This window comes from Zavarzinia aquatilis (genome assembly GCF_003173035.1).
GTDB lineage: Bacteria > Pseudomonadota > Alphaproteobacteria > Zavarziniales > Zavarziniaceae > Zavarzinia > Zavarzinia aquatilis.
This window is the reverse complement of the sequence record NZ_QGLE01000018.1, coordinates 1-25,271: the sequence shown is the minus strand read 5'-3', so window position 1 is coordinate 25,271 and position 25,271 is coordinate 1. Positions and strand designations below refer to the sequence as shown.

The following is a 25,271-nucleotide window of genomic DNA, read 5'->3' as shown; positions in this document are numbered from 1 at the left end:
TCACTCGATCACGAACCGCAGCTTGGTGGCGTCCTTTCCCTTGCCGCGCTCGCTGATAAGGGTGTCGAACCGCTTGCGCAGTTCATCCGGCGTGGCGGGCGAGCCGCCTTGCAGCAGGGCCTGACGAAGCTCGTCGGCTTTGACCGTGATCTTCTCCAGCCCGGACAGAGCTTCCTGCACGGCGCTGGCGAACTCGGTGGTGACAGGCTCCGGCAGCCTGCGCGCCGTGAGGAAGGCGTCGATCAGCGTTTTCGACGCCGGCGGCAGCAGGCCGAGGCTATCCTGCGTGAAGGGGTCTTCCAGATTTTCCAGCAGGGTCTGCTGCCAGTTGGTCTGCAACTGATCCAGATCGTCGTCCAGCTTGTTCAAGCGACTGGCGGCGGGCAACAGTTCCAACTGCTCGGCGGACGGGCGGAACTGGCAGTGGGGGCATACCGGCGTTCTGAGCAGCGTCGGCTCGTCCAGCGCGGAGCAACTTTTCAGGCCGTTGAGCGCGTCCTCGAAGCCGGTGAGCTGACTGGTGGGCATCAGCGAGACGCCTGCCAGCACGCGCAACGACAACAAACGATCGTCTCGACGTAGCGCGTTGCGCGTCTTCTCTTCGGCGACGCCCAGTCGCGCCTTGCTGTGGCTGGCGATATAGGCGCCGATATAGTCCTTCTTGAGCCGGGCGAGGGTCTGGCGGCCTTCACCGAGCACGGTTGCGGCGCGTTCCGCAGTGCGGTCCTCTGCCAGCTTGTCGAACAGAGCTTTGCGCTCCGCTTCGGCCTGCTTCACCCAATCATGGCCGGGCTGCAAGATCATCTCCGCCTGCGACAGGTAGGACGCGGTGCCCCCCAATTCGCCGACCAGATCCAGCAAACGCTCAACTCCAGTGAGCAGGTCCAGATTCTTCTTCTGGGTGTCGATGTCTTCCTGCGTGACGCGCAGGTTTTTGAGCTTGCCGACGGTGTTGTAGGGCGACAGCGCTTCGGTGAATTTTTTGAGCGCGTCGAGCCGCGCATACCAATCCTTGGCCTCTTCCTCGCGAAGCAGGCCCTGGCCCCAGAAACCGAGTTTACCCTGCTGGAGATCGGAACCGGCCTTAAGCACGCGCGGCACCAGGGCGCTGATCTTTTCCTGCAAGGCGACGACAGGCTCGGTGTCGCCTTGGCTGGCTTTCTGCGCAAGACCAGACGGCAGACCGAGCAACTCGAACAGCGCGCGCAGCACCGCAAGGTTCATTTCCTTTGGCGCTTCAATGTGCTTGAACTGCTTGAGTTCATCGAGCGAGCGTTCGGCCAGCAAAACGAGCTTGCCAGAATCGATCTTGTCGCCGGTAATCGAGAGAATGATGTCGCCGGAATAGACTAGGACGCTTAGCACAACGACGAGCAGATCGGGTTCGAGTCGATGCTTGGTCGGGGAGAAATACTCTACATCGGTTGCGCCGGTGATGAGTTCGTTGCGGTTGAGCACCTGCCCATGCCCCTTGGCCTTGAGGCGATTCAACACCTCCTGGGCGTAGCGAGAACCGGCAGGGTCGATGCGTTCGCCGTCGAGCATCTCTAGCGCATCGAGCACAGCGGTGGCGTCCTTCGTGCGGGTGCCGCCCGCCAGCGCGCGCAGCGTGGCACCGATCAGGGACTTACGGTTGGCCTCGGTGACGAGCACCGGAAACTTGGGATACTCGGGCGCGATGTCGGCGAAATGCTGGGACAAGACCAGGCCCGAGACGATGTTCACGATGTCGCGGAAATTGATTCTTTCCTCCGGTCCCAAGCGCGCGCGATCGCGCAGGGACACGCCTTTGGCCCAATCTTGCAGCGTCTTGGCCTTGCCTTGGTAGGTGACTTCAAACGCGGTTAGTTGCTTTTCTTGCAGCCACTTGCTCATGGCGCGCAGGGCATCTTGCGCCTTGGACTGATAGACAGCCTTCGCGCCTCCGCTGGCGGTGGACGCCAGATCCAGCGATGCGGCGTATTGGGAAAGGTGGCGTCTGTAGTCCTCGTCCGGCGATTTCAGCCGGAAGAACACTTCGTCCGGCTGCTGCGAGTCCGTGAAGCGCGGCTTGTCGAAAGGCTGGATGAAGTAGATGTAGAAATCGCGCTCGGGCTGCGCGGTGGGGCGATCGTTCGGCGCTCCGAAGAACAGATAGCCCAAGCGCTCGACGCGGCGCTCCTGCCACTCGATCTGGTATTGCCAGATTTGGAATCCTGGATAGCGGAGATCGTCGCTGCATTCCATCAGCGCCTTGACAGCACTGTAGTAGGCTCGGTCGAGTGCGTCGTCCGACAAGGCTTCGGCGCGCTTTTCGATCTGGGCGTCATAGTCGATGTCCTTTTTCAGATCGAGGTAATACTGCTCTGTGTCGGCGGCCTTGGAGATGAACTGGCCGTTGACTGTCTTCAGCACCTCGCGCATCACGGTCTGAACCATCGACAGCAGGTTCTCGGCGGGCTCGCCCGGCATGTCCCCGACGCCCGGCTGGAACAGGCACAGGGAGTCGCGCAGCTCTGCGGCGGTTGGACCGATCGGGACGTGGATGTCGCCGCCGGTGGTCAGGCGATGCACAGCCAGACCATTGATGACGCGCAGCGCCAACGGCTTGTAAGCCGGCCGCGTGAATGCCTGCTGGATGCGAGATTCCAGCACCTCGGAGACGCGCAGCACCTCCTTGATGTTGGGATCGGCACGCAGCACCTGGTTGCTCTTGACCGTGTTCCAGAAGCTCTCGTAGGCGATCAGTTGTGGCCGGTCGGTCGGCAGGTCCTGATCGAGAATGGCCCGCATCGCGGCTTCAATGGTTTTGAGGGCACCGCGCTTTTCGGTGAAGTGAATCTGCTCGAAGGTCTTGAGGTAGTCGGGGTGAACCGGGAATAGCCGGACATATTCGTCCATGCGTTCGTTCATCGACCCGTAGAATTTGGCGAAGGGCTTGAGATATTCGCGGATTTTGTTCTGCTGATCGGCGGATTTCTTGAGCAGACGTGCGGAAACGACGAAGCTCACGTCCTGGCGGTCGATCAGTATCTGCGTAAAGCGTTCGTTGACGCGGCGGATGCTGTCGGCAACATGCTGGAAGCGGCCGCTATCGAAAATGGCTTCCTGCACGCCCGCGACGAAGCGGAATTTCAGATGCTTGGCGACCTCGCCGATCTGACGCAGGATGGCCAAGTCGAGCACCAACTCGTGATCGCGGCGCGATTGCAGGTATTCGAGGAACTCGTCGACCACGAGCAGAAGCCCCTGATTCGGGAACCTCTCCCCGAATGCGGCCATCATCTCCTCGAAGGAGTCTTTGTTGTTCAGTTCCTGATCGGCGCTCGGGAAGGTGAAATCGACACCGAGCTTCTTGAGGAAGCGTTCGATCTGCTGGGTGATGATCTGGCGCAGCGGCATTTCCAAGCCACCAACCTCGATGCGCAGCACCTTGAAACGGCCGGCGATGGACGTAACCGCATCCACCACCTTGGGGTGCCGGATCATCGGCGCATAGGCCGCGTCCTCGGCCACCAGCGATAACACCGACATCAAGTGCGACTTACCAGTGCCGTAGTTGCCGACGATGAGCACGCCCTTGTGGTCGACAGCATCATCGAAGCCGAGTTGTGGCACCATAAGCTTGGCAATGCGCTCGGCCATGTCGTCGGAGATGACGAAGGTCGAAACGAGCTTCTTGGCTTCGTCCGGGCGGTCGGCGTCGAGTAGTTGAACAACCGACTCAATCTGCTCGAATTGAATAAGGTCTCTGTACTTCATACTTTTGGCCTTCCGGCCCCTTGATGGCTTTGCGCCGTTTCAAAGACGACGACGCCATCGCGGGTGTAGTCGCGGTGTTCGGGATGTCCTATGCCGGCGTAAATCAAGTGGTCATCGCGCATTTCGCCAGGCCACGCGGCGATGACCGGACGCGAGTGCGCCAGCAACTTGATAACGTTGAGCGGATTGATCTTCAGGCTTGGCTCAAAGAGAACTTCGAGATTGTCGAGCAGCAACGGCACGTCGTTGCGCGCGTTGACCGTGACTTCACGCAGCGACTCGTTCAATGAGAAGCCACGATCGGAGTCGGGCGTTGCCGTCAGGCGCCGCCCCAGTTCTACGCCGATATTGAGTGACGCGGTATTCAGCCGTCGCGCCAAGGCGCGCAGGAGCCGGGTCTTGCCGCTGCTGCCAACCAACAGGATCAGCTTGCCCTGAAGATCGCTGACATCTTCGATAAGCCGTTCAAGCGCAGGGAGATTGGCGATGTCTGCCGCGAACGCACGGGTCATGACTTCTCCTCGTCCGGCTTGGGCTTTCCCTCCTGCGTGCCCATGCGGGCAGCGATCCACCGGTCCAGTTCGGCGCGCTGGAAGCGCCATGTACCACCCAGCTTGAAGGCCGGGATCTGCCCATTGGCCGCGAGGCGATAGACCGTGCGTCGCCCAGCCTTCAGGTAGGCGGCGACCTCCTCGATGGTCAGGATGTCATCGGACTGTTGGATCATAATGTGGCCGACATGTTGGTGGCAATACTGTGCCATATTGGCGCAAGTTGGCAAGATTTGGCAAACTGATTGCTGAAAGACGGGCATCCAGATGATCCGGTGAGTGGCCTTCGGACGGCCACAAAAACGGGGGGAGAATGTGCCTGGCCAGCGAACAGAGGCGTCACACGATGTCTACATTCCCGAACGCGATAGATCGCACAAATGAAGCTATTTATTTCTTCAGGGATGAGCTTCGACGCTTCCACGGATCGGCGCGGGTGGATTCGGCCCGCGTCGGACGCGATGCCGGCCGCATTGCCGATGAGGTGATCGCCCATCTGACTGGACAGATGGGCGCGGAAGTCACAATCACCATCGAGATCGAGGCGAGGCTGCCGAACGGGGCAACGTATCAGCTCGGTCGTACCGTGACGGAGAACAGCCGCACCCTGAAGTTCGACACTCAAGGTGTTTCGAAGCAGAATAGGAGCGGACACCCTATGGCTCCTCCTCCTCTCCTCCTCCCCCGCTCGGCCTCGCACCCGGAGCCGTGCCATGACGACGGACGCGTCGCTGGCTTGGCCAACGGGGGAGGAGAGCGGCAACGCTTGCCAAGCGATCTTATGAGACCTGTGCGCGGATAGGTCTCGACGACCGTCATCTGACGTGATTCACTTAATCAAAGCAATGGATTGAGGTGTTCCATGTCGCGCCGGCGGATCGGGCGGGAGAGCTTCGGGTTCGGCGGTGCCGAACGCCGGCATTCATCCTTGGACGATCTGGCGAAGCTGATCGACTGGGCTTCAGTCGATCAATGGCTTGCCGATATCTCCTGCGCGGCGAAGGGCGAGCCGGCGTGGCCGCCTGTGGCGCTGTTCAAAGCGTTGCTGCTGGCCGTCTGGTACGATCTGTCCGACGTGAAGCTCGCCGAAGCTCTCGACGATCGGGCCTCGTTCCGCCGGTTCTGCGGATTCTCCGGTGCCGATCCGACGCCGGAGCGGACCGCCTTCGTTCGCTTCCGTAAGGCGCTGACCACCCGAGGGCTCGACGAGGCGTTGTTCGACGGCGTGACAGCCCAGTTGAAGGGCAAGGCGATCCGGGTGAAGACCGGCACGCTGGTCGATGCCACCATCATCGCTTCGGCAAGCAAGGGCGACGACGAGGCGCGATGGGTCAAGCACAAGCGGAAGCCTGCGGTCCACGGCTTCAAGGCTCACGTCGGCGCGGACGCCGACACCGCGTTGGTCGAGGAGATCGCCGTCGCCCCGGCCAACGTCCATGACGGCAAAGCTGGCGGTGACGCGCTTCCCGACGATCCCGGTCATGTCTTCGCCGACAGTGCCTATCGCGGCGAGATGTTTCGCGCGGCGGTTCGCGCCAAGGGCGGAACACCGCGCATCGTCACCACCCACATGTGGGGCCGCGACGAGGAGGAGACACAGGCAAAGCTGGATGCCTGGAACCAGCCGATCCACCGGATCCGCGGCCGGATCGAGAAGGTCTTCGGGACCTGGAAGCGATCCTATGGGCTCCGGCGGATCCGATGGTTGGGTTTGGCGAAGGCCTCCCTACAGATCCGCCTTACCGCCATCGCCTACAACATGAGACGAACCCTGAGCATCCTTGCCGTCGCGGCATAAGGGGCGTCGGGGAAGGCGTCGACTTCCGGCGTGAAGATCACCGCAACGGGCATAATCCGTAGCCACGATGCGGCCAGAGGCACATTCGACGCGTCAAATCAACATGATGAGCCTGCCGCGCACAGGTCTCATTAATTAGCCATGTCCGGCAAACCGCCGATTGACGGCCAAACCTCGATCTGTCCACGACCGATGTGGACGTTGGGTTTCCGGACAAATAGATTGTCGGACGGGTTTCCGGGCAAGCGTTCGCGCTGGTATAGCAGCGAATCGATGACAAGCCGCTTGCAGCGATCAAGGCCCTGTCCGACCTGCTTGGGACGCTTTGGGCTGTGCACGACTCGTTGTTCGATATCACCCGGCTGGGGAGGCGGGGCTACGAGGCGCTCGCGGCAGGTGACGAAGGTTTGATGTTTCCAACCGCACGAGAATCTGTTGAGGCCGAAGCCTGGTTGTTGCTCGGCTCGGAAGTGAGGAACCTTCGCCGATTCTGGTGCGGTCCAAATTCAGCACAAATTTTAGCACATCACATATTGTATTGGGTTTATTTCTTTTAATATCAAACAGATAGATATCTGGTAATCCGCCTCATAACCTGAAGGTCGTCAGTTCAAATCTGGCCCCCGCAACCAAATTCAGCCCACGTGCGAAAGCTCGTGGGCTTTTTGCTGTCCCCGACTAAGTCCGAACGCGCCGACGGGCCCGGTCTCCCGGGCCTGTTGACCTGACCCCCGCGAATTCATCCAGGGTGGAGTAGAGTCCGACCGAGAAGGAAGGGCTTTGAGATGAAGCGGAAGCAGTTCAGCGAAGAGCAGATCATCGGGATTCTGAAGGAGGCCGAGGCGGGAGCGGTGGTGACGGAGATTTGCCGTCGCCACGGGCTGTCGAGTGCGACCTTCTATGCCTCGAAGGCGAAGTACGGTGGGCTGGAGGTCTCGGAGGCGAAGCGTCTGCGGGCGCTGAAGGACGAGAACGCGAAGCTGAAACGGTTGCTGGCGGATGCCATGCTGGACAACGCCGGGCTGAAGGAACTCCTGTCAAAAAAATGGTGACGCCCGCCGGCAGGCGAGAAGCGGTCGCGCATCTTCGGCGGATGTTGGGGATGAGCGAGCGGCGGGCGTGCCGTGTGATCGGGGCGGATCGAACGAGAGTCCGCTACCGCCCGCGCCGGGGCGACGACGGTGCCTTGCGGGAGCGGTTGCGGGCCTTGGCCCTCGAACGGCGGCGCTTCGGCTACCGGCGCCTGCATATCCTGTTATGCCGTGAGGGCTTGGTCGTGAACCGGAAGAAGGTGCAATGGCTCTATCGCGAGGAAGGATTGTCGGTACGCCGCCGCCGTGGCCGGAGACGGGCTGTCGGCACGAGGGCGCCCCTGATGCTGCCGGCCTTGCCGAACCAGCGCTGGAGCCTGGACTTCGTGCACGATCAACTTGGCGATGGCCGCCGCTTCCGGGTGCTGAACATCGTCGACGACGAGACGCGGGAATGCCTGCGGGCGGTGGTCGATACCTCGCTCTCCGGCCGGCGGGTGGTGCGGGAGCTGACCGAGCTGATCGCCGAGCGAGGCAAGCCACAAATGATCGTGAGCGACAACGGCACCGAGTTGACCTCGAACGCGGTACTGGCCTTCGCGGGCGCCTTCGGCGTCGAATGGCATTACATCGCGCCGGGCCGGCCCATGCAGAACGGCTTCGTCGAGAGCTTCAACGGCCTGAGGCGGGACGAGCTTCTGGACGAGCCCCTGTTCTTCAGCCAGCGCCATGCCCGAGAAGTCGTCGCCGACTGGATCGAGGATTACAACACCGAGCGGCCACATTCCTCGCTCGGCTATGAGACACCGGCAGCCTATGCCGCCGGCCTGCACAAGCAACGGAAGGGGCATGCCCCTTCCCTTGCTTCAACCTCCACCATCCGTAATTCTGCCCAAAGGTCTCTGCTCCCAACTGGATGAACCATGGGGGTCAGGTCAAGGTCAGAGACAGCAAAGCCTTCGCATATTGCTCTGCCGGTAGGTCAGTCCGTCACGAGATCGCGCAGTTCCTGCGTCTTTCGGGCGGCCTCTGCCGTCCTGTTGCCCGCCATTAGGTCGTCCACGATGCCGAGCACGAGTTCACGCATTTTCAATCCCCGCGCCGGGTCCATGCCGGCGATATCCGCATGGAGCACGATGGCGCGGAGTTCCTCAGCGATGCTCCGGTTGGCCTCATCCATCCCGCCAGAATTCAGGGTCGCGAAGAAATCCTCCACCTTTTGCCAGTCCCGGGCAAATTCGTCCCGATCCGTGCCGACCGCATTATAGCCGTCGACCATGGCGAGAATTTCGCGGGCGCGCCGGGAGATATCTTCGGCCGTCGCGCCGGGCGACGACCTCAATCCACCGCCCGCCCTGATCAGTCCAAGCTGCCCTTTGGCCAACTGATAACCGGCGTCAGCGGCCTTGGTCAGCCATTTCAGCGATGCCTCTTCATTCTGCGGGGTCCCGATCCCCTGACCGACGAGATTGGCGAGGAGAAACATGGCCTCGGGCTGGCCAGCCTCGGCCGACTTTCCGACCATCGACGCGGCGCCGACATAATCCTTGCTCCTCAACAGCATCACACCATAGGTGTACATGGCGTAGGGGTGCCCCATTTCCGCCGCTGCCCTCACCAGTTCTCGGGCTTTCGCGCTGTCCTTGGGCACCCCTTTACCGTGCGAATACAGGAGCGCCAGGACAAAGGTTCCGTGGGGATCGCCGGCGGCACGCGCCTTTTCCGCCCAGATTTTCGCCTCCCGCCAGTCGGCTTCCTTGTCGCTGGAGAAAAGCGCATGCGCCAATGCCGCCTGGCCCCGGGGAATGCCAGTTTCGGCCGCCTGCCGCAAAAGGCGCATCCCGGCCGCGCGGTCAATGGGAACGCCATCTCCCTCGTAATAGATTTTTCCGAGATTCACCATCGCCGCCGGGAACCCGGCCGCAACAGCGTCCTGATAGTGCTTTATCGCCTGCGTCATATCCCTCGGCACGTCGACGCCTTGTTGATAGATGAAGGCGAGGCCATAGCTGGCGTCAGCCAAGCCCTTGTCGGCCGCGCGCCCCAGCCATTCCAGCGCCCGCTGCATATCCTTGGGAACGCCTCGTCCTTCTTGATAACCGGTACTCAGCGAGAACATCCCGATCACGTCGCCGGCTTCAGCAGCCTTTCGATGCCACATCATGGCCGTGACGTCGTTCTTCTCGACCCCGAAGCCGAGCTCGTAAAAAACGCCGAGGTCGGTCATGGCGGCGGGATAGGTTCCGGCAGCCTCACGCATCAGCCGCGCCGCTTCGGCACCCTTCTTGTTCTCCTGCCAGAGAACTCGCGCCAGATTATACTTGAAGCGGAACTCACCGGGATAGGCGGCGACGGCCTGGCGGCAGGCGGCTTCCGCTTTCGCCACGTCCATCGCCGCAAACCGCACGCCCGGTACCCCTGGCGGCCGCCGGGAATCGTAAGGCGAGGCGGCGAGTGCATCACAGTCGGCCCCATCTGCCCAGGCGCCGGCGGCACCGCAGAACACTGAAACCGCCAGCACTGCCAGCCCACGCATGAAATGCATCATGTTTCCCCTTGTCTTTCGCTCGATCGTGCCGTTTCAGTGCGCGTTGAGCTGGTCGAGGCCCATACCTCGCCGGAGAGCATCCGCGCACGCGCGGCTGTAGGGATCCTTGGGATCGCATTGCTCGGTATTGCCGCCTGCAACCGGGGCCTTGGCGGGGCTCGATGTTTCCGCGGTATTCTGGCAAGCGACCGCCGACAATGCGGCTACGGCCAAGATCGCCCATTTCATGCCGGCAACCCTCATGATCTTTCTCCTTGGTCTTTTCTTCGGCACCGCTTGGGGACCAACGGAATGTCTACATCCGGATTACAGAAACATGGACAGTCGGCCTGCCGATGCCGCGATGCCGTCCATCAACTCGTCAGGCAGGACAGATCGGCGGATGCGCCGGTTGCACCGAGGAACATCGAGACCGCCAGCCCGCGCGTGAAATGCATCGTGTTTCCCCTTGTCCGCTCCTTCGCACCGGGCCGATCGCCTCGCGGTCAGCACCCCATGGGATTGTGGCAGCCGCCGTAAAAGGGGTCGATCGGCGGGGGCGGCGGGCTGTAGACCGGCGGGGGCGGCGTATAGGGCGTCGGCGCGTCATAGGGGTGATCGGGCTGCCGATAGCCGCCACCGCCCGAGCCGCCGCCCCCGGAATAGCCACCGGAGCCCCGGCGTTGCGCCATTCTCAGGTTCTCGATCGCGTCCTGTTGGCCCTGCGCGGCCGCCAGTTTCCACCACTTGATCGCTTCCTGCGCGTTCTTAGTGACACCCCAGCCGTTCCAGTACAAACGGCCAAGATTATTTTGCGCCAAAGCCTCTCCCGGTTTGGCGGCCCTCAAGTAATATTTCGCGGCATTCACATAATCATTATTTACAAATTCATACCCTATCCCAATTGCAAGCAATGTAAGGGAATCCGAAAAACCGGATGCCAAGCTCCACCTCATCATCTCCTTAATTTCATTGTTATTTTTATTAATTTTACGCAAATATAAAAACCCAATATTACGCATGGCGATTTTATAACCTCTTTGCGCGGCGAATTTGTAATGCAGCATGGCCTTTTTTTCATCGCCACTTTTCTCATAGGCCCGGCCGATCTGGAAATGATAGCGGGCTTCTTCGGGTTTCGCGGCGATGGCGGTGGTGCATGCCGTGATCGCCTGGGGCGCGTCGATACCGTCGTACAGGACGCCAAGAACGCTTCGGGGCTTGGCCGGATCTTCCGGGTTTGCGGCCAGGGCATCGCAGCGCGCGCCCGGATCGGTCTGGGCCAGCGCCGCGCCCGGGGCGACCGCCAGATAGAGGGCGGCACCGAGCGCCAGCAGCAGCGGCCGGGCGACGGGTTTCCCGTCGTCGAAGCCAAACCTTGGTGCCGCCACGATCATCTTCCTCCCATTCACCGCTAATTCAGCGTCATGCAGCCGACCGGGTCGGCGGGGAAATTGGTCACCAGATAGTCGTTGATCTCTTTCTGGCTCAACGTCTTCTGGGAGGTGTGCGGAATATTCATGGTCGCGCGCGAAAAATCGGTCGAGACGCCCATCTCTGTCGCGTAGGCCGACCATTCCGCACCCAGGATGGCGTCGCCCTGCTCCTTTTGGCGCTGCTGCTCGACCGACAGCATTTCGAGCGTGTCGCCGGGCTTTTCATCGTCGCGTCCGAGCGAACTGAAGGCATGGACGATGTAGCGGCCACCCGGATCAACCGAACGAATGGGGCCGCCCAGGAACGCGGTGGTGCAGGCGCTGCCGCAGGCGAAGCCGGCGGGAACGCGGGTCATGATGCCGTATTTGCGGATGACGCGGCCGATGCCCAGGCCTTCCCAGGCGTTGCCGCCTTGGGAATGCAGCCAGATTTCGTCGATCGGCACCGAAAGCCGTCGGTGTTCCAGGATCTGTTGTTCGAGCCGCCGGGCATCCCCGCGCGCGATACCGCCATAGACGATCAGGATCACACGATCGTCGTATTTGGCTTTCTTGAAGGCGAGGCGACTGTTGTCCACAAAAGGCTCGGTCGCGCAGGCCTGCGCCCGCCCCGCCATCGGCACGGTGGCGGTCAGGGCGAGCGCCATGAGGGCGGCAAGACGATGCCTGCGCATGGTTACGCCGCCGGCACCACGGGCGCCCAGGAACCATCCGCTTGGCGGCACCAGTCCTGTCGGACGGCCACTGCCTCGCCCCTTGGGCCTCGGGCCGAATTGTTGGCGACACGGCAGACCATGCCGTCCGCCGTCTTGTATTCGCGCTCGACATAGGCGGTGCCGCCGACACCGGGGTTCTGGCCGCTGGTCCAGCTTTCGCCGGCGCCTTTGCCGACCGCGGGCTTGGCGATGACCCGTTCCGTGGCCTCGAGCGCCCGGCGCTGTTCCTGCTCGTTCAGCATGGCCTCGAACTCGTTGCCGAAGACGGTGCCGAATTTTTGCCCGAGGTTGCCGAGCCCGCTGATGCCGACCTGCTGCCCGAGCAACTGCCCCGCGATCGAACCGATGGTCCCACCGACGTCCTGCGCCAGCCCGGTCCCCTCGCAACCGCCCAGGCCCAGGGACACCGGCACGGCCGCGAGCAGCAAAGACCTCTTCAACGCCAAATACATTCGATCCCCCTATGACGACGCTCGAGCCCTTGCCTAAAGGCGGCCCGCGGATGAAGCCCCCCGGTGAGTGAGAATTCTCGCCCCACCAGCGCTTCTGACATGTCGAATACTTTCATGCTGCAACGAAATCATCAATTTTGTTACAGGGTTACCGTTTTGTTATTTTTAAATTAATTGGGGATTCTTGCCAGTTTATTTTAGCTTGACCAACAGGTGATGTCACAGCTGCCGAAAATCCGCAGCGCCGCTAAACGGTATTGATGATTCCGTTGCACTGGAGGGAGCCCATGAAAATCCCGGGAAAATGCAACCACGGGGTGCTCGACGAAGCTGGGCACCGGAAATATGTAAATGAAGCAGAGCGAAGCAAGTTTCTTTCGGTTGTTCTTCGTATCCCAGAACGACCGAGGGCTTTGCTGATGTTCCTGACTTACTCCGGCTGTCGTATATCTGAAGCTCTTATGCTCGAAGAGGAGCATCTGAGCCTCGAAGATGGCATGGTGACATTGAAGACGCTCAAGCGCAGGCGCGTGGTTTATCGCCGCGTTCCCGTACCGGGCGATATTATTCGAATGCTTCTCGATATGGGGGTGTGCGAGAATGGACGGTTCTGGGACTGCAACCGGGTGACCGCCTGGCGCTGGGTTCGGAATGCCATGACGCAGGCGGGTGTTCGGGGGCCCATGGGGACCTGCAAGGGATTGAGGCATGCTTTCGGGATTCGGGCTGCAAGCAGGAATGTCCCGCCCAATCTCATCCAGCGCTGGATGGGCCATGCGTCCCAAACCACCACCGCCATTTACCTGGATGCGGTCGGTCCCGAGGAGCGGCGGTTTGCCGAGCGCATGTGGTGAACGATGATGGATAGCTGCGGCTTGTCTTCGCCGGGATGGCTTCGTCTGCGCCGAGCATGTGGTCGCCCTCTTGCGCGGTAAGCGGCGCGGGCTTTCTGCATGTTGCTCCCGCTCTTTCTTTCGCTCAACCTGATGGTGTGCGGTGATGTGTTATGGGGGGCGAACGGGGTGACGAAAACGAGGGTGCTGGGCTTTTTGCTCGTAGTTTTTGTCGGCATGCTGGGGATGCCGGTCTTCGCCGACGATGCTGGCAGGGGAGGGGGCGAGGGCGGTGCCGCCTTGGAAATGTTGCAGGATCGGGTTCGGCAGGCCTATCGCGAACTCCGTTATGAAGATGCGGCGAGATTGGCGCAGGAGGCGCTGGACGCGCCGCCAATGCAAGCCACCGGTTACTCCGGCTTCACAGCCAATCTGCTCGATCTGGCCCGGGCTCTGATTGGCTGGGGGTATGTCGAGGAAGCTATTGCACGGCTCGACGAGGCGCAGCGATTAACCAACGCCTCCACGGTGACGGGCGAGCTCGAAATCGCGGAAGTCCATGCGGTGCGCGCCACCGCCCTGGTTCGCCTGCAGCAATGGCCTGCGGCTCTGGAGGAAATAGAGCGGGCTGGGGCCATCTGGCAGCGCCATCTGCCGCCGGATCACATGGACCGGGGACGTTACGCGCTGGAGCGCGGGGAGATCCTGCTCCGCCTGAAGCGGTTCGGGGAAGCCGAGGTCGCCGCCCGGGATGCCTTGGCCATCTACGAAAGCGCGGTCGAGCCGAAATGGCGCGGCACAGAGGATGCTGCCCGCAACCTTTCGTGGCGCAAGGAGTATGGGCGGCTCCTAGGCTATGGATATAGTATCGCGCTGCTAATTGATAGCATGATTGGGCAAGGTCGTGGCGCGGACGCAGACAGAGAATTTCTTTCTCTTCTGACGTCTGTCTATTATGCCCATAAATCTTCCTATTTTCCCGACGAAATTTTGTTCATCCGGCGCTATGCTGGTGTCTATCATCGCCTCGGCAGACCGGAAAACGTCGAGATATTCTTCAGGGATGCCTTCAAGTATTGGAGCGAAAACAACCTCCTGGGTCATCACGAAGCCATTGACCTGACGATCGACCTTGGGGGGCTGTTGATAGATACGGGTAAGGCTGGCGAGGCCCGGCGCCTGTTGAACGAGGCGCTGCTGCGGGCCGAGATGGCCAGGCCGCAGGACCCGCTGCAAATCTCGGCGCTGCTGAAGGTTCTTGCCCGCGCCACCGCCGACCAGCCCGAAGTCTCTGCCGCGTTCCGGGAAAGAGCCCGTGAATACGCTCCGGCCGATGACTCCGTCGCGGACCGGAAACATATCGCTGACCTTGTGGCCGAGGGCGACAGGTTAATGGCGCGCGCCGCCATTGCCGCTGCGGAGGAGCGCTATCGTGCCGCTCTCGAGCGCGACGCCCGAGCCGGCGTGCCGGATCCCGGGCAGCGAATTTCGATTCTGCTCGGGCTGGCCCGGTCCGCTCTGGCCCGGAAAAATGTGCCGGCTTGCGAAAGATATGTTCTCGAGGCCGAAAAATTATACGAAGAGAAGAATATCCGTGACGAGGAGCTTTATATCGGAATCCGCGTCGCCAAGGCCCGGCTGCTCTTGGCGCGCGGAGATTTCGACGGTGCGGGCATGATATTGGGCATGGCCTTGGCTCGCCCGGATGCCTTCGGTTCGGGCGATTCACCGGGAGCCGGCATTCTTTCCATCTTCGAGGGGATGCTGGACTCATTGGTTCAGCAAGGCTCGCTGATTGAGGCCGCCCGCCAAGCTGTAACGAACATGTCGATGAGGACGACACCCGGAAATGCCGGAACGATCGCTGCGTCTGGGCAATATTTCCGGAAATATGTTCCCTTGCTGCTGAGGGCCAACGATGCGGCGAGCAATGGTTCAGATAATGGTGAGTTCTTTCTTTCCGCCTTCAACGTCCTGCAATGGGTTCAGGCCAGCGCCCTGACCGACGCCATCGCAAGCGCTGCGCAGCGGCAAGGCGTGGGCGTTTCCGCTGCTGCGGCTCAGCGTGAGTTGGACGACATTCTTAACGAGATCGCTGCGCTCGACCGCGAAATCGACCGGCTCATGGCGGACTCTTCTGTCCCTCCAGCGCAAAAGGTCGTCGATGTCGAAAAAATGCGGGAGCAGCGCGACTTTCAGTCCGGCTTCATTCCCGGACTAAGGTCCCGGATCAGTTCGGTAACACAGGGGTACGATCCCGATCCAGCATTCGCGCCGGTTCCCTTTGATGAAATTGTTCCGCTGCTGAAGCGGGACGAGGCTTTGCTCGCGATTACCATTTACGATGATTATGAAGCTGGAAAAGAGCGGGTAGCGGTGATCGCGATCCAGGGCGGCGCCGGCGGTCGCGCCCGTTACGCCTTGTCCGCTCTCGACCTGGGGGAGGGCGATGTCGGCAGCCGCCTGCGTCTCCTTGTGCGGCAGATGCGTTGCTCGGCCGCCCTTGCCGATCCGGATTGCGCGGCTGTTATCGCCGGATGCTCGCCATCCTCCCGGGGCGCAGACGACGGCGATCTTTGTCGCGACTGGGCGGAGGCAGCGCGACCGCCCTTCGATTTCGCCGCCGCCGCGGCCCTTTACGACCTGCTGATCCCGGCGGAATTGCGCGCTCATGTCGCTGGGCGGAAGCTGCTGATCTCGCCGGATCCTGATCTGATGGGCCTGCCTTTCCATCTGCTGCTGACGGCCCCCCTGCCTGCGGGCCTGGCGGGGGCCGAGGCCAGTCGCAAGGCGCCCTGGCTGTTCCAGTCCCACCCCTCGATCACCATCCTGCCTACGATCTCCAGCCTGCGCGACCTGCGCGAGGCGGACAGGCGCCCACCGGCGCCCAAGGCCCTGGTGGGGTTCGGCGATCCGGTCATCGGTGTCGGGGGCACGGTGGATTGCACGAAAACCTTCCAGCAAGTCGCATTGCGTGGTCTGCCGCAACAGGCCGAGGCATTGCTGTCGAGCCTGAACAGCGGCGGGACCCCAACCGTCGATGTTGAAATCGTCAGGGCTCAGGCCAGCCTGCCGGACAGCCGCTGCGAATTGGAGGCGATCGCCGGTCTGTTCCCCAAACCCGGCGATACGTCACTTTTCCTGGGGGCCGAGGCCACGGAAGCCCAGGTGAAAGCCCTGAATCATACCGGGGCATTGAAGCAATACCGGATATTGCACTTCGCTACGCATGCCGTGGTCGCCGGGGAACTGGGCGCCAGCAATGGAGAGGCCGGCCTGATCCTGACGCCGCCGGCCCGCGGCACGATTGACGACGACGGGCTGCTGACCACCAGCGAGATCGCCCGCTTGCGCCTGAACGCCGATCTTGTGGTGCTGTCCGCCTGCAATACGGCGGCGGGCAATGATCGAGGATCGGAAGCCCTGGGCGGTCTCGCCCAGGCTTTTTTTGCTGCCGGCGCCCGCAGCCTGATGGTTTCCCACTGGCCCGTGTCGAGTCCGGCGGCGGTCGATCTTACGACCAGAAGTTTTGCCGCTCTGGCTGCGAATCCAGCGACCGACCGCGGCGAAGCGTTGGTCCTGGCCATGCGAGGCGCTCTGCAAGCGGCGGATTCGGAGGCGACGGCCCATCCCTCGTGGTGGGGAGCTTTCGTCCTTGTGGGAAACGGCGCGCGCTGAATGGTCGCTTGGAAAACCGGCGGTTGAGCGCCGGAGCGCTTTGGGCCGCCGCAAAGGAAGGGATCGTGGCCGATATCGTATGGTGTGGCCACGATCGCCTGCGCCGCGGGGCGCGAAACAAAAACCGCTGAATTGTCCCGGCTGAACGCTTCGAAAATATCGGCTGATGCCCTCGAAAGCATGCGTCACTGACCGCCTTTTTGTTTCTCCATGACGGCCGTTGCTATGGCATAACACCGAATTAGTTTGTCCATTTTAAGGAATGATGTGATCACACCGGTGTTGCCGCCCTTGACGTAGCCCACCTTTTCATATTCTGGAAAAATTTCCTGAGCCAATTCTTTTTCGCTGCCGAACATTTTCTCTGAAAGAGCGATACTCCCAAAGGTCTTGAAGACAGGGAGCCATTTGTCAGGCGAGTATCGCTCGTTGTTCCAGTCCAGTTTTACCCCATCCTTCTTCGCCTCATTCAGAAGGAGCCAGGCCGCCCCCGTGATCAGGGTGCATTCCCGGACCCGCTGCGCTGGGTCGTCATCGGTGGGCGCGGAAAACAGACGATTCTGTTCTGCGAGGGCGCCGCTAGCGGAGTTTGCGAAAATGAGGGCGATCACGGTGGCGGACAGGGCATGACGAAGTGACTTGGTATGGAACATGATATCCTCCATGAACGACGCGGTTATTGCCCTTATCGCGCGGGCAGTTCTCTCAGGATGAACCGGGGGAAAATCAAAAAACGATTTCTCTCCTCGGTAATTTTATAAATCTATATATTATCTCGATTTCAAATATTTTGCGCCGTCGAAGCAGGTCTTTCTCAATCCCGTCGTGAGGTATTCAGCATGGAAATTCGGTTTAAATTTATGTACTGACGTGAACATCTCAAATTCACGTTCGTATCCTTCTGCGATTTCATTGCTGTTTTTATAAACTTTGGCATTTAATGCCATTTTCGCAAAGAAAAGTCCGTGTTCTTTCCAATTATTGTGTGAAAAGCGCGGATTCATGGGGTCCAGATACACACCGTTATCGCTGGCATCCGCGATTACGGCCGCGGCGGCAAGGGCAAGCGGGGTGCACACTTTGAGCATATGCTTGACATCATCCGGGATGGCCATGGCCGTACCTCCGGTCAACGTCAAGGTGAGAACGACAAGGGAAATAAATCCGGCAAGAAGCTTCATCTTCATCTCCCAAAATGGCGTGGCGGCCGGGGCATGGGGGCGAATGTTCCCGTCCATGAAAAAAAGGAAAGGTGTCATTGCGCTGTTGCTGTAGAATTTAATGACTATGGGAATTTTTCATTTATGGGTTTGTTAATTTTGAAATAACAACTTTGTTAAATTAAAAATAATAATACCGGTATTATTATATATGATATTGATCGCTCTCCCTTGAACCCTAAGGCGATCCCCTTTCGGTGCCGGACGTCGGAGGAGAGACTGAAATGCCTTATCGAATTATCCGCCTGTTTCTCAGTTTTCTGTTTATGACTGCGGTCGCCGAGGCCGGGGAAATGCCTGCTGCTGCCGGATACGGCGCGACGGGAAATGGCGAAATCGGCGCCCTGCAGAAATCTGCGGTCCCGCACAATTTGGCCGACGAATTTGAGGTGGCGCGCGCGCTCTATGCTTTGGGGATCGAGCGTGGCGACGCCTTGACCGTGATCGTAGCGGCCCGGATCGTTGCCACCCTGGTCCAACCGCCGTCCGACCGCCATCCGGCGAGTGCGCACCCCGAAGGCGTCGGCAAAGTACCGTCTCTTGCCGAGATGGTGGCAACGGCACGGCGCCTGGCCGGCAGCGATCCCACCCTCGGTAAACTCATCGACCAGATTTTCCTAACCGGGAAGCGCAGCATGATCTCGTGGCCAGCCCGGCTCCCCCCGGTCTAGAAGACGGCCCGGATCCCCGCGAAGGTGGCTGCGATATTTTTCGATCTCCGGTTGTCCGTGTCGTCTTCATGGCCGAGGGGGCCGGGCTGTCATCGCGGGACAATCAAGTGTTTCTCCGGCACCATGGAGACCGGCTTGCTGCAGAACTGGGCGCCAGCTGAGCGGGGCTGGCCCGTGGCCTGCTTGACCGATCGAAAGGTGCCCTTCGGTGCATCTTTGGCATGGCGTTGGTTCCGGGCCTGCGCTGCCGGTTCCGCGTTGGGCATATTCGGGAGAACTACTTCCGCGGATCCTGAAGCTGTTCTGAGGCCGAGTCGCAATGCGTGGGCGTGACAAGGTGAGGCTGGGGCATGGGGATTGGGGGAAAGGTGTCGGTTTTCGCGGCGATCGCGGTGATGGCCATCCTGTTCAACAACCTGACGGCTGTTGCCGCTGTCAGGGGGGTGCTGATCGGCGTGGCCGACTATGTCGCTGGCGGTGCTCGTCTGGAGGGGCCGCCCAACGATATCGTGCTGATGTATCGCATGCTGTTGGACCGCGGCGTAATCCCTGAGGACATAACGGTTCTGGCCGATCGTTTGCCTCCAGACGCTGGCTCCGTCGTGGCTTCGGCAAGTCCGACCAACGGCAATATCGTCGCGGCGCTGTCCCGCGCCGCCAACCAAGCCCGGCCGGGAGATACCCTCGTACTATATTTCAGCGGTCACGGTTCGCAGCAACCCGCGCGACCGGGAGATCCGAACGAGCCGGACGGGCTGGACGAGATCTTCCTGCCTGTCGATGCCGGCGCAGCAGATCCCGCCACCGGCATTGTGCCCGATGCCTTGACGGACGACGAGATCGGCCAAGCAATCGACGGAATCAGGGCGAAAGGAGCCTTGGTCTGGGCGATTTTCGATTCCTGCAATTCCGGCACGCTCACCCGGCAGGGAGGGACTGGTGGCGGCCTGCGCATGATCCCGGCCCCTCCTTCCGGCGGTCGGCCGCAGCACGCCCCGGGCGGTCCCACCGATCCGATTGTCGAGACGGAGTTGGAAAGACCAGGCCAAGGGGGGTATGTCGGCTTCTTTGCTGCCCGGTCCGATCAGCCGACCTGGGAGCAGCCCCTGCCGCCGGAAGCGGACGAGAGCAGCCGGCGCGTCCACGGCCCTCTTACCTTCGTCCTTACGCGGGCACTCGCGCGGCGGCCGGCGCAAAGTTATCGTGAACTATCGGTCGCGGTATTCGACGGTTATGACCGCCTTCGTGTCCAGGGGCGGCGACCGGTGCCGGTGCCCTATTTCGATGGAGATCTGGACCGTCCCGTATTCGGGACAGAGATCGCGCGCGGTCGGGGGGTGCCGGTTGAGCGCCTGGACGAGGCAATGGCGCTCCTCCATGCTGGCATTATAGACGGCGTCGCTAACGGCATGGCCGTGCGGCTTCGCCCTGTGGTCCCGGAGTCCGGCATGGCACAGCTGCCGGCGACCGTCGAAAAGGTTGGGACCACACGATCCGTTCTGGCGATCAGCGGCCCAGTGCCGCCGTCTTTTCCCTTCACGCTGGTGGCTGACCTGCCAGAAGTGCCGGCCCGGCGCCGGTTCAACCTGTCTGCCCCTGTGGCCGCGGCAGGTGACGAAGCCTATCTGGTTGCCGCCCAGGCGGCCTTCGAGCGCGCAACCCGGGACGGGGGCGAGGATCGAGGGTTCCTGTTTGTCGGGCTTCCCGCGGGGGATTCGTCGGCCGATATCGCCTTGCGGGTTGAGGGGCGGAATATTGTTCTTCTGCCATCTTCGATGACATGGGGACCGCCGCCCTCGCAGGGGCCGGACCGGCGACGTTTCAAGACCGCGACCCTTGACGGCGGAACGGAAGCCGCCGCTGCCGCACTCGTCAGAAGTGCGATCGAGCTGGCGCAAGGCTTGAACGTCCTGGATGTCGCTGCGCGCATGGTCGAACAATCGAGTGTGCGGATCAACGTCCGGGCCTTCAGACTGCCCGCGGGGCAGGCGCCGTCTGTCGTCCCCCCAGACGCCTATCAGTGCGCGCAGACGCCGGGGGACCGGCTACCACTCGGCGCGCAACCCCTGGACGATTTGGATATTCCGACGTTTCGCCATTGCGATGCGCTTTATCTCCAGCTCCGCAATGAGGACCGTTGGCCTGTCGATTTGTCGGCCTTCTATATCGATAGCCTCGGCTGTGCTGCCCCCCTGCTCTCGACAGGGCGCGGTTTCCGACTGGAGCCTGGAAAGACGCGGATACTGAAAGTGACTGTGAATACCTGGAGCGCAAGCCGCGGTGGTCCCTCGACCACCGGTATCGAACGGTTGGTGCTTCTTGGCAGTGCCCGCCAGTCCCCGCTGGAGGATGCCGTCGCCTATTCTTTTGTCGGCTTGGTTCCGCGTTGTAACGAGGCCGGGAACTTGCCCCCTGCCAACGCCGAGAGCAGGGGCTCGGTCACCGGCTTCCGGCGCATGATGCTTGAGGCCGCGGGCTATGCCCCCGTCACCAGATCCGGCCTGGCGGTTCCCCTGGAGGAGAAAATATTTGCCCATATCGCGCGTTTGCGATTGCTTCCGCCAGGGGGCGGGGAATGATGGGCGGAATATGGATCGAGCCTTTATGATCTTTCGATATCTAGCGCCGATCGTCTTGCTCGTCCTGGCGGTGGCGGTCCCGTCAGAGGCGGGCGGTCCGAACCGGATCCCCCATGCGCCGGTGGTGCCCGACGACAAGCTGCGGCAGCTTCATGTGGCGGCCGATCTGGCCGCTTGGGGGCGGCGCAATCGCGATCCTCTCGCGCTGATCGTCGCGGCACGCCTGATCGCGGGGACACCGCTGCGAGAGATGGCTGGGATCAAGATCGAGGGCGAACCGAATCCGGAAGTGCTGACGGCGCTCGACATCTACATGCCGGACGTTCTGTTGGGCGATGCCGGCCGTCTTGCCGCCAATGATCCGCTGTTGACGGAACTGATCGTCGACACCCGCGAAGCTGTGCCGCGGGGCGTGGTCGCGCGGCCCGTGCGAAGCCGAAACCTGGTACCGGCCTTTTCCCAGGATGTCTTCGAATATGTGTTCGAGGCGCTGGAGCCGGCGACCATTTACGTTCAGGGCATGGGCGCGACCAATCTCGATCTGGCGATCGAGGACGAGTCCGGCAACCCGATCTGTGATGCGAACCGATACTCCGACCGTGAGATTTGCCAATGGACACCGGCGCGGCAGGGTCCGTTTAGAGTGATCGTCAAGAATCTGGGGCCGATTCCCAACGCCTATTACCTGATGTCCAATTGACGGTCGCCAACGCCATGTTTCCCCGCTCTCGGCTGTTCGTACTCCTCGCTCTGGCCCTGGCCGCCGGCTTCCCGGACGGGGCGGGGGCTGGCTCGGATGGCGGGGTGCCTTCGTCCGCTTCAACGTCCGCGGGGGACGAGAGGTATCAGCTGGACGATCTGCTGGTGGCCCAGGACCTGTTCCGCCTCGCGGTTCGGAACCGGGATGTTCTCGCTATCGTCGCCGCGGCCCGGATCGTGGCGGCTACCCCTTTTACCAGGATCGAGGATGTTCCCGAGGGCGGATATGCGGCGCCGGCCGGGGATGCGGCCGCAGCCAAGCCTTTCGCCACACTCGAGGACATGCTGGCGGACGCGCGCCGGCTTGCCGCCGGAAATGCGACAATGCTGACATTGATCGACGACATCGGCGAAGGCTCGGCGGCCCTGGCGCGTGGCGCATCGGCGACATCCGTGACCGGGATCTTCGACGTGCCCCCCGGTGCGGTACATGTATTCCGCCGGCCCTTCCGCGCCGGGACGCCCGCCGTGGCGGCTATCGTCGCCGACGGCCCGGGCGTTCTCGAGATGACGGTCGCCGACGACCGGGATCGCGCCATCTGTACTGACGAGGGAACGGCAAGCATCGGTCGGTGCAGTTGGTTGCCGCTGCTGGACGGCGAATTTCTTATCATCGTCCGCAATACAGGAATGTCGCCGCTGCGATACAATCTGCTCCTGCATTGAAAGTGCCACCTACTGACCCGGAGCCTGTGGGATCAAAGACGCGAAAGAAGCCCGCATGAACATCCTCATTGTCGAAGACGATGCGAATATCGCCCGCCATATCGCCGAAACGATCGCGAAGCGAGGATGGCAAGCCGAAATTGCCCCGACCCGGGCAGCCGGTCTTTCGCTGGTCGCCGAAAGGACATTCGATGCGCTGATCGTCGACCGGATATTGCCGGATGGCGAGGGGCTCGATGTTTTGAAGGTGTTGCGGGAGAAGGGGATGCTCACGCCCGCATTGGCTTTGAGCGCTCTGATCGACGCGCAAGACCGGGAAACCGGGATTGAACTCGGTGTCGATGATTATCTTTGCAAGCCCTATTCGGAACGGGAGTTGCTCCACCGGCTGGATGGTCTGTTGAACTGGAGTGAGCACATAGGGCAGAGGCCGGGCGGCGTTCTTCGTCTTGGCGATGTCAGAATTTACCTCGACTTGGGGTCGGTCGCGGTCCGTGGGCGGAAGTTGCGTTTGCAGACCATGGAATATGAGATCTTCCTTGTGCTGGCCCGGGATGCGGGGCAGCCCGTCGGCTTCGACCGGATTGCCCGCGAGGGGTTCAGGAGAGAATTCGTCGATGAAGGGACGATAAGGGTCCAGATATGCAAGCTGCGAGCCGTGCTCAAGGAGGCTGGCTCTAGCGGCAGAATCGATACGGTGCGCCATTTCGGCTATGCTTTCGTGCCCGGCAAGGCGCCCGGTGCTCATTGAAAAGTCGAGTGCTTTGCCCCGTTCGTTCAGCCTGATCGTCACGACATGCGCGCCCGCGATCGTGATCGCCATTGTTGTCGCCGGTCTTTTGAAGGTGACGGCTGTTGCCCTTTGGCACAGCGGCATGGCCGAGGCCCGGTCGGCTATCGAAATGGAAATCTCGCCGATCCGCGGGCTGAACGAAATTCGGGCGGAAATTCGCTTCCGCCTCGACAGGGTGGATGAAGATATCAGGCTGGGGCGCATGGCCGAAGCCGGCCTGCGTCGCTTTGCCCTGCTGGCCCCCGACGGCACATGTGCCGATCCCGTTCGCTCGGGCGGCCAGTGTTCCCTATGGAATATCCCCGACCCATCGAACATCGTTTTTGGCGACGACCAATGGGCAAGCTATACCGAGTCCGCCGCAAACGGCGAAGGCATCCATTTTCTTGCCCGGCGCTTTGAAATCCAGGACGGCGGCGGTTTCAGCTACATCGTTTCCCGCAATATCCAGGCCCTTCACGATCTGGATGCCGTCCTGCGCCTGACGGCCGCCGGCTCATTGCTCGTCTTGTCGCTGATGGGCATATTCTTAGGCTGGTACATGTCGCGGCCTCTGCTTCACCGGATCGCCGAGATCAATGCCTTCTGCGACCGCTACCGGTTCAGATCTTCAGCGGGTGTCCGAGAAAAAATCCCGACCGGCGGGGGGTACCGTGAAATAGAGAAGGTCGCCGAGAACATCGACGGCATGCTCCTTCGTCTGGAAGGCCTTATGGAAAGCTTCAATGTCTCGACGGAGCTCCAGGCCCACGAACTCGGCAATTCTCTCACCAAGTTGCGCAATAATATCCAGCGCCTCGAAACAGCATCCGCAGAAGATGCGGAGGAAATCCGCAGGGATTGCATCTACGAGATTTTTGGGCTCGACAAACTGTTCCGGAGTCTGTGGCAGATTTCCCGCGCGCGGGCGGAAACCGGGGCAAGATGGAAAGCCATGGATTTGCGCGATCTGGTCGTCCAGGCGGTTTCAGAAATCAACGATTCCCTGAAGGCCGACATCGTCGTTGCGCATGGAGTGTGCTCGATTCCCTTCTTCGGCAATGAGTTTCATATCAGGCAGATGCTCAATAACATCCTGGCGAATGCCCTGAAATACTCCCCGCCCGATATGCAGGTCGGGATATGGATGCTGGGGGCGGAGCGCAAGATCAGGATTGCCGACCGGGGTCCGGGGATTCCTGTCGAGGAGCGGGATAAAGTCTTCCTCCCCTATTACCGCATGTCGGTCCATGACGAGGACGAGGGAACCGGCCTCGGGCTTTCCCTGGTTTCGGCCGTGGCCAGTCGTCACGGCATCCAGCTTCGATTGGACGACAATCGCCCAGGCTTGATTTTCGAGCTCCGCTTCCCTGCACCGCAGGTAAACTAGCCGTGGCTTCATCTGCTGCGGCCAGAAATGAGATGTGATCGGTTTCAGTGGCGAAAAATGATCGTCGTCTTAGGTCAGGGCGTATGGAATCTGAAACTCACGGAAGGCGATCGCAGCTTCGGTCACTTGCGCGGGATGCGAACAGCGGTCGTCACCGAGTTTGCGGCTTGGCCCCGTCATCGGTCGGGTGACCTGTCCCCCATGGCTCACCCCGTTGGGAGCAGAGCCTTTGGCCAGAATTGCGCAAGGTGAAGTTTGATGCAAGGGAGGGGGCCTGCCCCTGGTCTCACTTGCGCAGGCCGGCGGCGTATGCTGCCGGCGTCTCGTGGCCGAGCGAGGAATGTGGCCGCTCGGTGTTGTAGTCCTCGATCCAGTCGGCAACGACCGCGCGGGCATGGCGCAAGCCGAAGAACAAGGTCTCGTTCAGAAGCTCGTCCCGCATTCGCCCGTT

The 25,271-nt window shown here is 61.3% G+C and carries 20 protein-coding genes and 1 pseudogene; 10 read left to right on the top strand and 11 right to left on the bottom strand.

Annotated features, from left to right (window positions below; translation table 11 throughout):
• From DKG74_RS20205 to DKG74_RS20195, 3 genes are read right to left on the bottom strand one after another with little or no spacing between them, the layout of a single operon-like run.
• On the bottom strand, positions 1-3,741 hold the full coding sequence (locus tag DKG74_RS20205; RefSeq protein WP_109907991.1) for a DUF6079 family protein: 3,741 nt from the start codon (positions 3,739-3,741) through the stop codon (positions 1-3).
• Complete coding sequence (gene brxF / locus DKG74_RS20200; protein WP_109907990.1) at positions 3,738-4,253, bottom strand: BREX-3 system P-loop-containing protein BrxF; 516 nt, start codon at positions 4,251-4,253, stop codon at positions 3,738-3,740. Before brxF ends, DKG74_RS20205 begins: the two co-directional genes overlap by 4 nt.
• Positions 4,250-4,468, bottom strand: a complete 219-nt coding sequence (locus DKG74_RS20195; RefSeq protein ID WP_109908004.1) for a helix-turn-helix domain-containing protein — start codon at positions 4,466-4,468, stop codon at positions 4,250-4,252. The genes brxF and DKG74_RS20195 overlap by 4 nt, the downstream gene beginning before the upstream one ends.
• A gap of 686 nt (positions 4,469-5,154) precedes the next feature.
• Here DKG74_RS20195 and DKG74_RS20185 point away from each other — a divergent pair.
• Together DKG74_RS20185 and DKG74_RS20180 are read left to right on the top strand one after the other, a co-directional pair.
• Positions 5,155-6,090 (top strand): IS5 family transposase, encoded by a 936-nt coding sequence (locus DKG74_RS20185; protein ID WP_109907989.1) that lies wholly within the window; start codon positions 5,155-5,157, stop codon positions 6,088-6,090.
• 785 nt (positions 6,091-6,875) lie between these two features.
• A protein-coding gene (locus DKG74_RS20180) for an IS3 family transposase (protein WP_109907988.1) occupies positions 6,876-8,041 on the top strand; the annotation gives its coding sequence in 2 pieces (ribosomal slippage) (positions 6,876-7,128 and positions 7,128-8,041; 1,167 coding nt in all).
• 62 nt (positions 8,042-8,103) lie between these two features.
• Here the strand turns inward: DKG74_RS20180 and DKG74_RS20175 are convergent.
• From DKG74_RS20175 to DKG74_RS20165, 5 genes are all read right to left on the bottom strand, one after another.
• Positions 8,104-9,669, bottom strand: coding sequence for an SEL1-like repeat protein (locus DKG74_RS20175; RefSeq protein WP_109907987.1), 1,566 nt, complete (start codon positions 9,667-9,669; stop codon positions 8,104-8,106).
• A gap of 33 nt (positions 9,670-9,702) precedes the next feature.
• A complete protein-coding gene (locus DKG74_RS21540; protein ID WP_133251652.1) occupies positions 9,703-9,912 on the bottom strand; it encodes a hypothetical protein in 210 nt (69 codons plus the stop codon).
• 242 nt (positions 9,913-10,154) lie between these two features.
• Entirely contained in the window at positions 10,155-11,045 is an 891-nt protein-coding gene (locus DKG74_RS20170) for a tetratricopeptide repeat protein (protein ID WP_165837786.1), read from the bottom strand.
• 17 nt (positions 11,046-11,062) lie between these two features.
• On the bottom strand, positions 11,063-11,731 hold the full coding sequence (locus tag DKG74_RS21885) for a hypothetical protein (RefSeq protein ID WP_165837785.1): 669 nt from the start codon (positions 11,729-11,731) through the stop codon (positions 11,063-11,065).
• Positions 11,732-11,760: 29 nt separating this feature from the next.
• The gene (locus DKG74_RS20165; protein ID WP_133251651.1) at positions 11,761-12,252 is read right to left on the bottom strand and encodes a hypothetical protein; all 492 of its coding nucleotides are present in this window, start codon (positions 12,250-12,252) and stop codon (positions 11,761-11,763) included.
• Between the two features lie 287 nt (positions 12,253-12,539).
• Between DKG74_RS20165 and DKG74_RS20160 the strand changes: the two genes are divergently transcribed.
• Together DKG74_RS20160 and DKG74_RS20155 are read left to right on the top strand one after the other, a co-directional pair.
• Positions 12,540-13,106, top strand: a complete 567-nt coding sequence (locus tag DKG74_RS20160; protein WP_165837784.1) for a tyrosine-type recombinase/integrase — start codon at positions 12,540-12,542, stop codon at positions 13,104-13,106.
• Positions 13,107-13,205: 99 nt separating this feature from the next.
• Positions 13,206-16,763: a CHAT domain-containing tetratricopeptide repeat protein gene (locus DKG74_RS20155; RefSeq protein WP_109907983.1), complete on the top strand. Its 3,558-nt coding sequence runs from the start codon at positions 13,206-13,208 to the stop codon at positions 16,761-16,763.
• Positions 16,764-16,948: 185 nt separating this feature from the next.
• On the opposite strand, the gene DKG74_RS20150 is transcribed toward DKG74_RS20155, so the two are convergent.
• Together DKG74_RS20150 and DKG74_RS20145 are read right to left on the bottom strand one after the other, a co-directional pair.
• On the bottom strand, positions 16,949-17,416 hold the full coding sequence (locus DKG74_RS20150; protein ID WP_133251650.1) for a hypothetical protein: 468 nt from the start codon (positions 17,414-17,416) through the stop codon (positions 16,949-16,951).
• Positions 17,417-17,533: 117 nt separating this feature from the next.
• A complete protein-coding gene (locus tag DKG74_RS20145; protein ID WP_133251649.1) occupies positions 17,534-17,944 on the bottom strand; it encodes a hypothetical protein in 411 nt (136 codons plus the stop codon).
• A gap of 263 nt (positions 17,945-18,207) precedes the next feature.
• Between DKG74_RS20145 and DKG74_RS20140 the strand changes: the two genes are divergently transcribed.
• From DKG74_RS20140 to DKG74_RS20115, 6 genes are all read left to right on the top strand, one after another.
• Positions 18,208-18,654, top strand: a complete 447-nt coding sequence (locus DKG74_RS20140) for a hypothetical protein (protein ID WP_133251648.1) — start codon at positions 18,208-18,210, stop codon at positions 18,652-18,654.
• 368 nt (positions 18,655-19,022) lie between these two features.
• Positions 19,023-21,233: a caspase family protein gene (locus DKG74_RS20135; RefSeq protein WP_165837783.1), complete on the top strand. Its 2,211-nt coding sequence runs from the start codon at positions 19,023-19,025 to the stop codon at positions 21,231-21,233.
• 10 nt (positions 21,234-21,243) lie between these two features.
• A complete protein-coding gene (locus tag DKG74_RS20130; RefSeq protein ID WP_133251647.1) occupies positions 21,244-21,933 on the top strand; it encodes a hypothetical protein in 690 nt (229 codons plus the stop codon).
• Positions 21,930-22,658: a hypothetical protein gene (locus DKG74_RS20125; RefSeq protein ID WP_133251646.1), complete on the top strand. Its 729-nt coding sequence runs from the start codon at positions 21,930-21,932 to the stop codon at positions 22,656-22,658. The genes DKG74_RS20130 and DKG74_RS20125 overlap by 4 nt, the downstream gene beginning before the upstream one ends.
• 55 nt (positions 22,659-22,713) lie before the next feature.
• On the top strand, positions 22,714-23,409 hold the full coding sequence (locus DKG74_RS20120; RefSeq protein ID WP_109907976.1) for a response regulator transcription factor: 696 nt from the start codon (positions 22,714-22,716) through the stop codon (positions 23,407-23,409).
• A complete protein-coding gene (locus DKG74_RS20115) occupies positions 23,399-24,820 on the top strand; it encodes a sensor histidine kinase (protein WP_165837782.1) in 1,422 nt (473 codons plus the stop codon). Before DKG74_RS20120 ends, DKG74_RS20115 begins: the two co-directional genes overlap by 11 nt.
• A 301-nt stretch (positions 24,821-25,121) precedes the next feature.
• Here the strand turns inward: DKG74_RS20115 and DKG74_RS20110 are convergent.
• Positions 25,122-25,271: pseudogene (locus DKG74_RS20110) on the bottom strand (integrase core domain-containing protein); the annotation flags it as partial.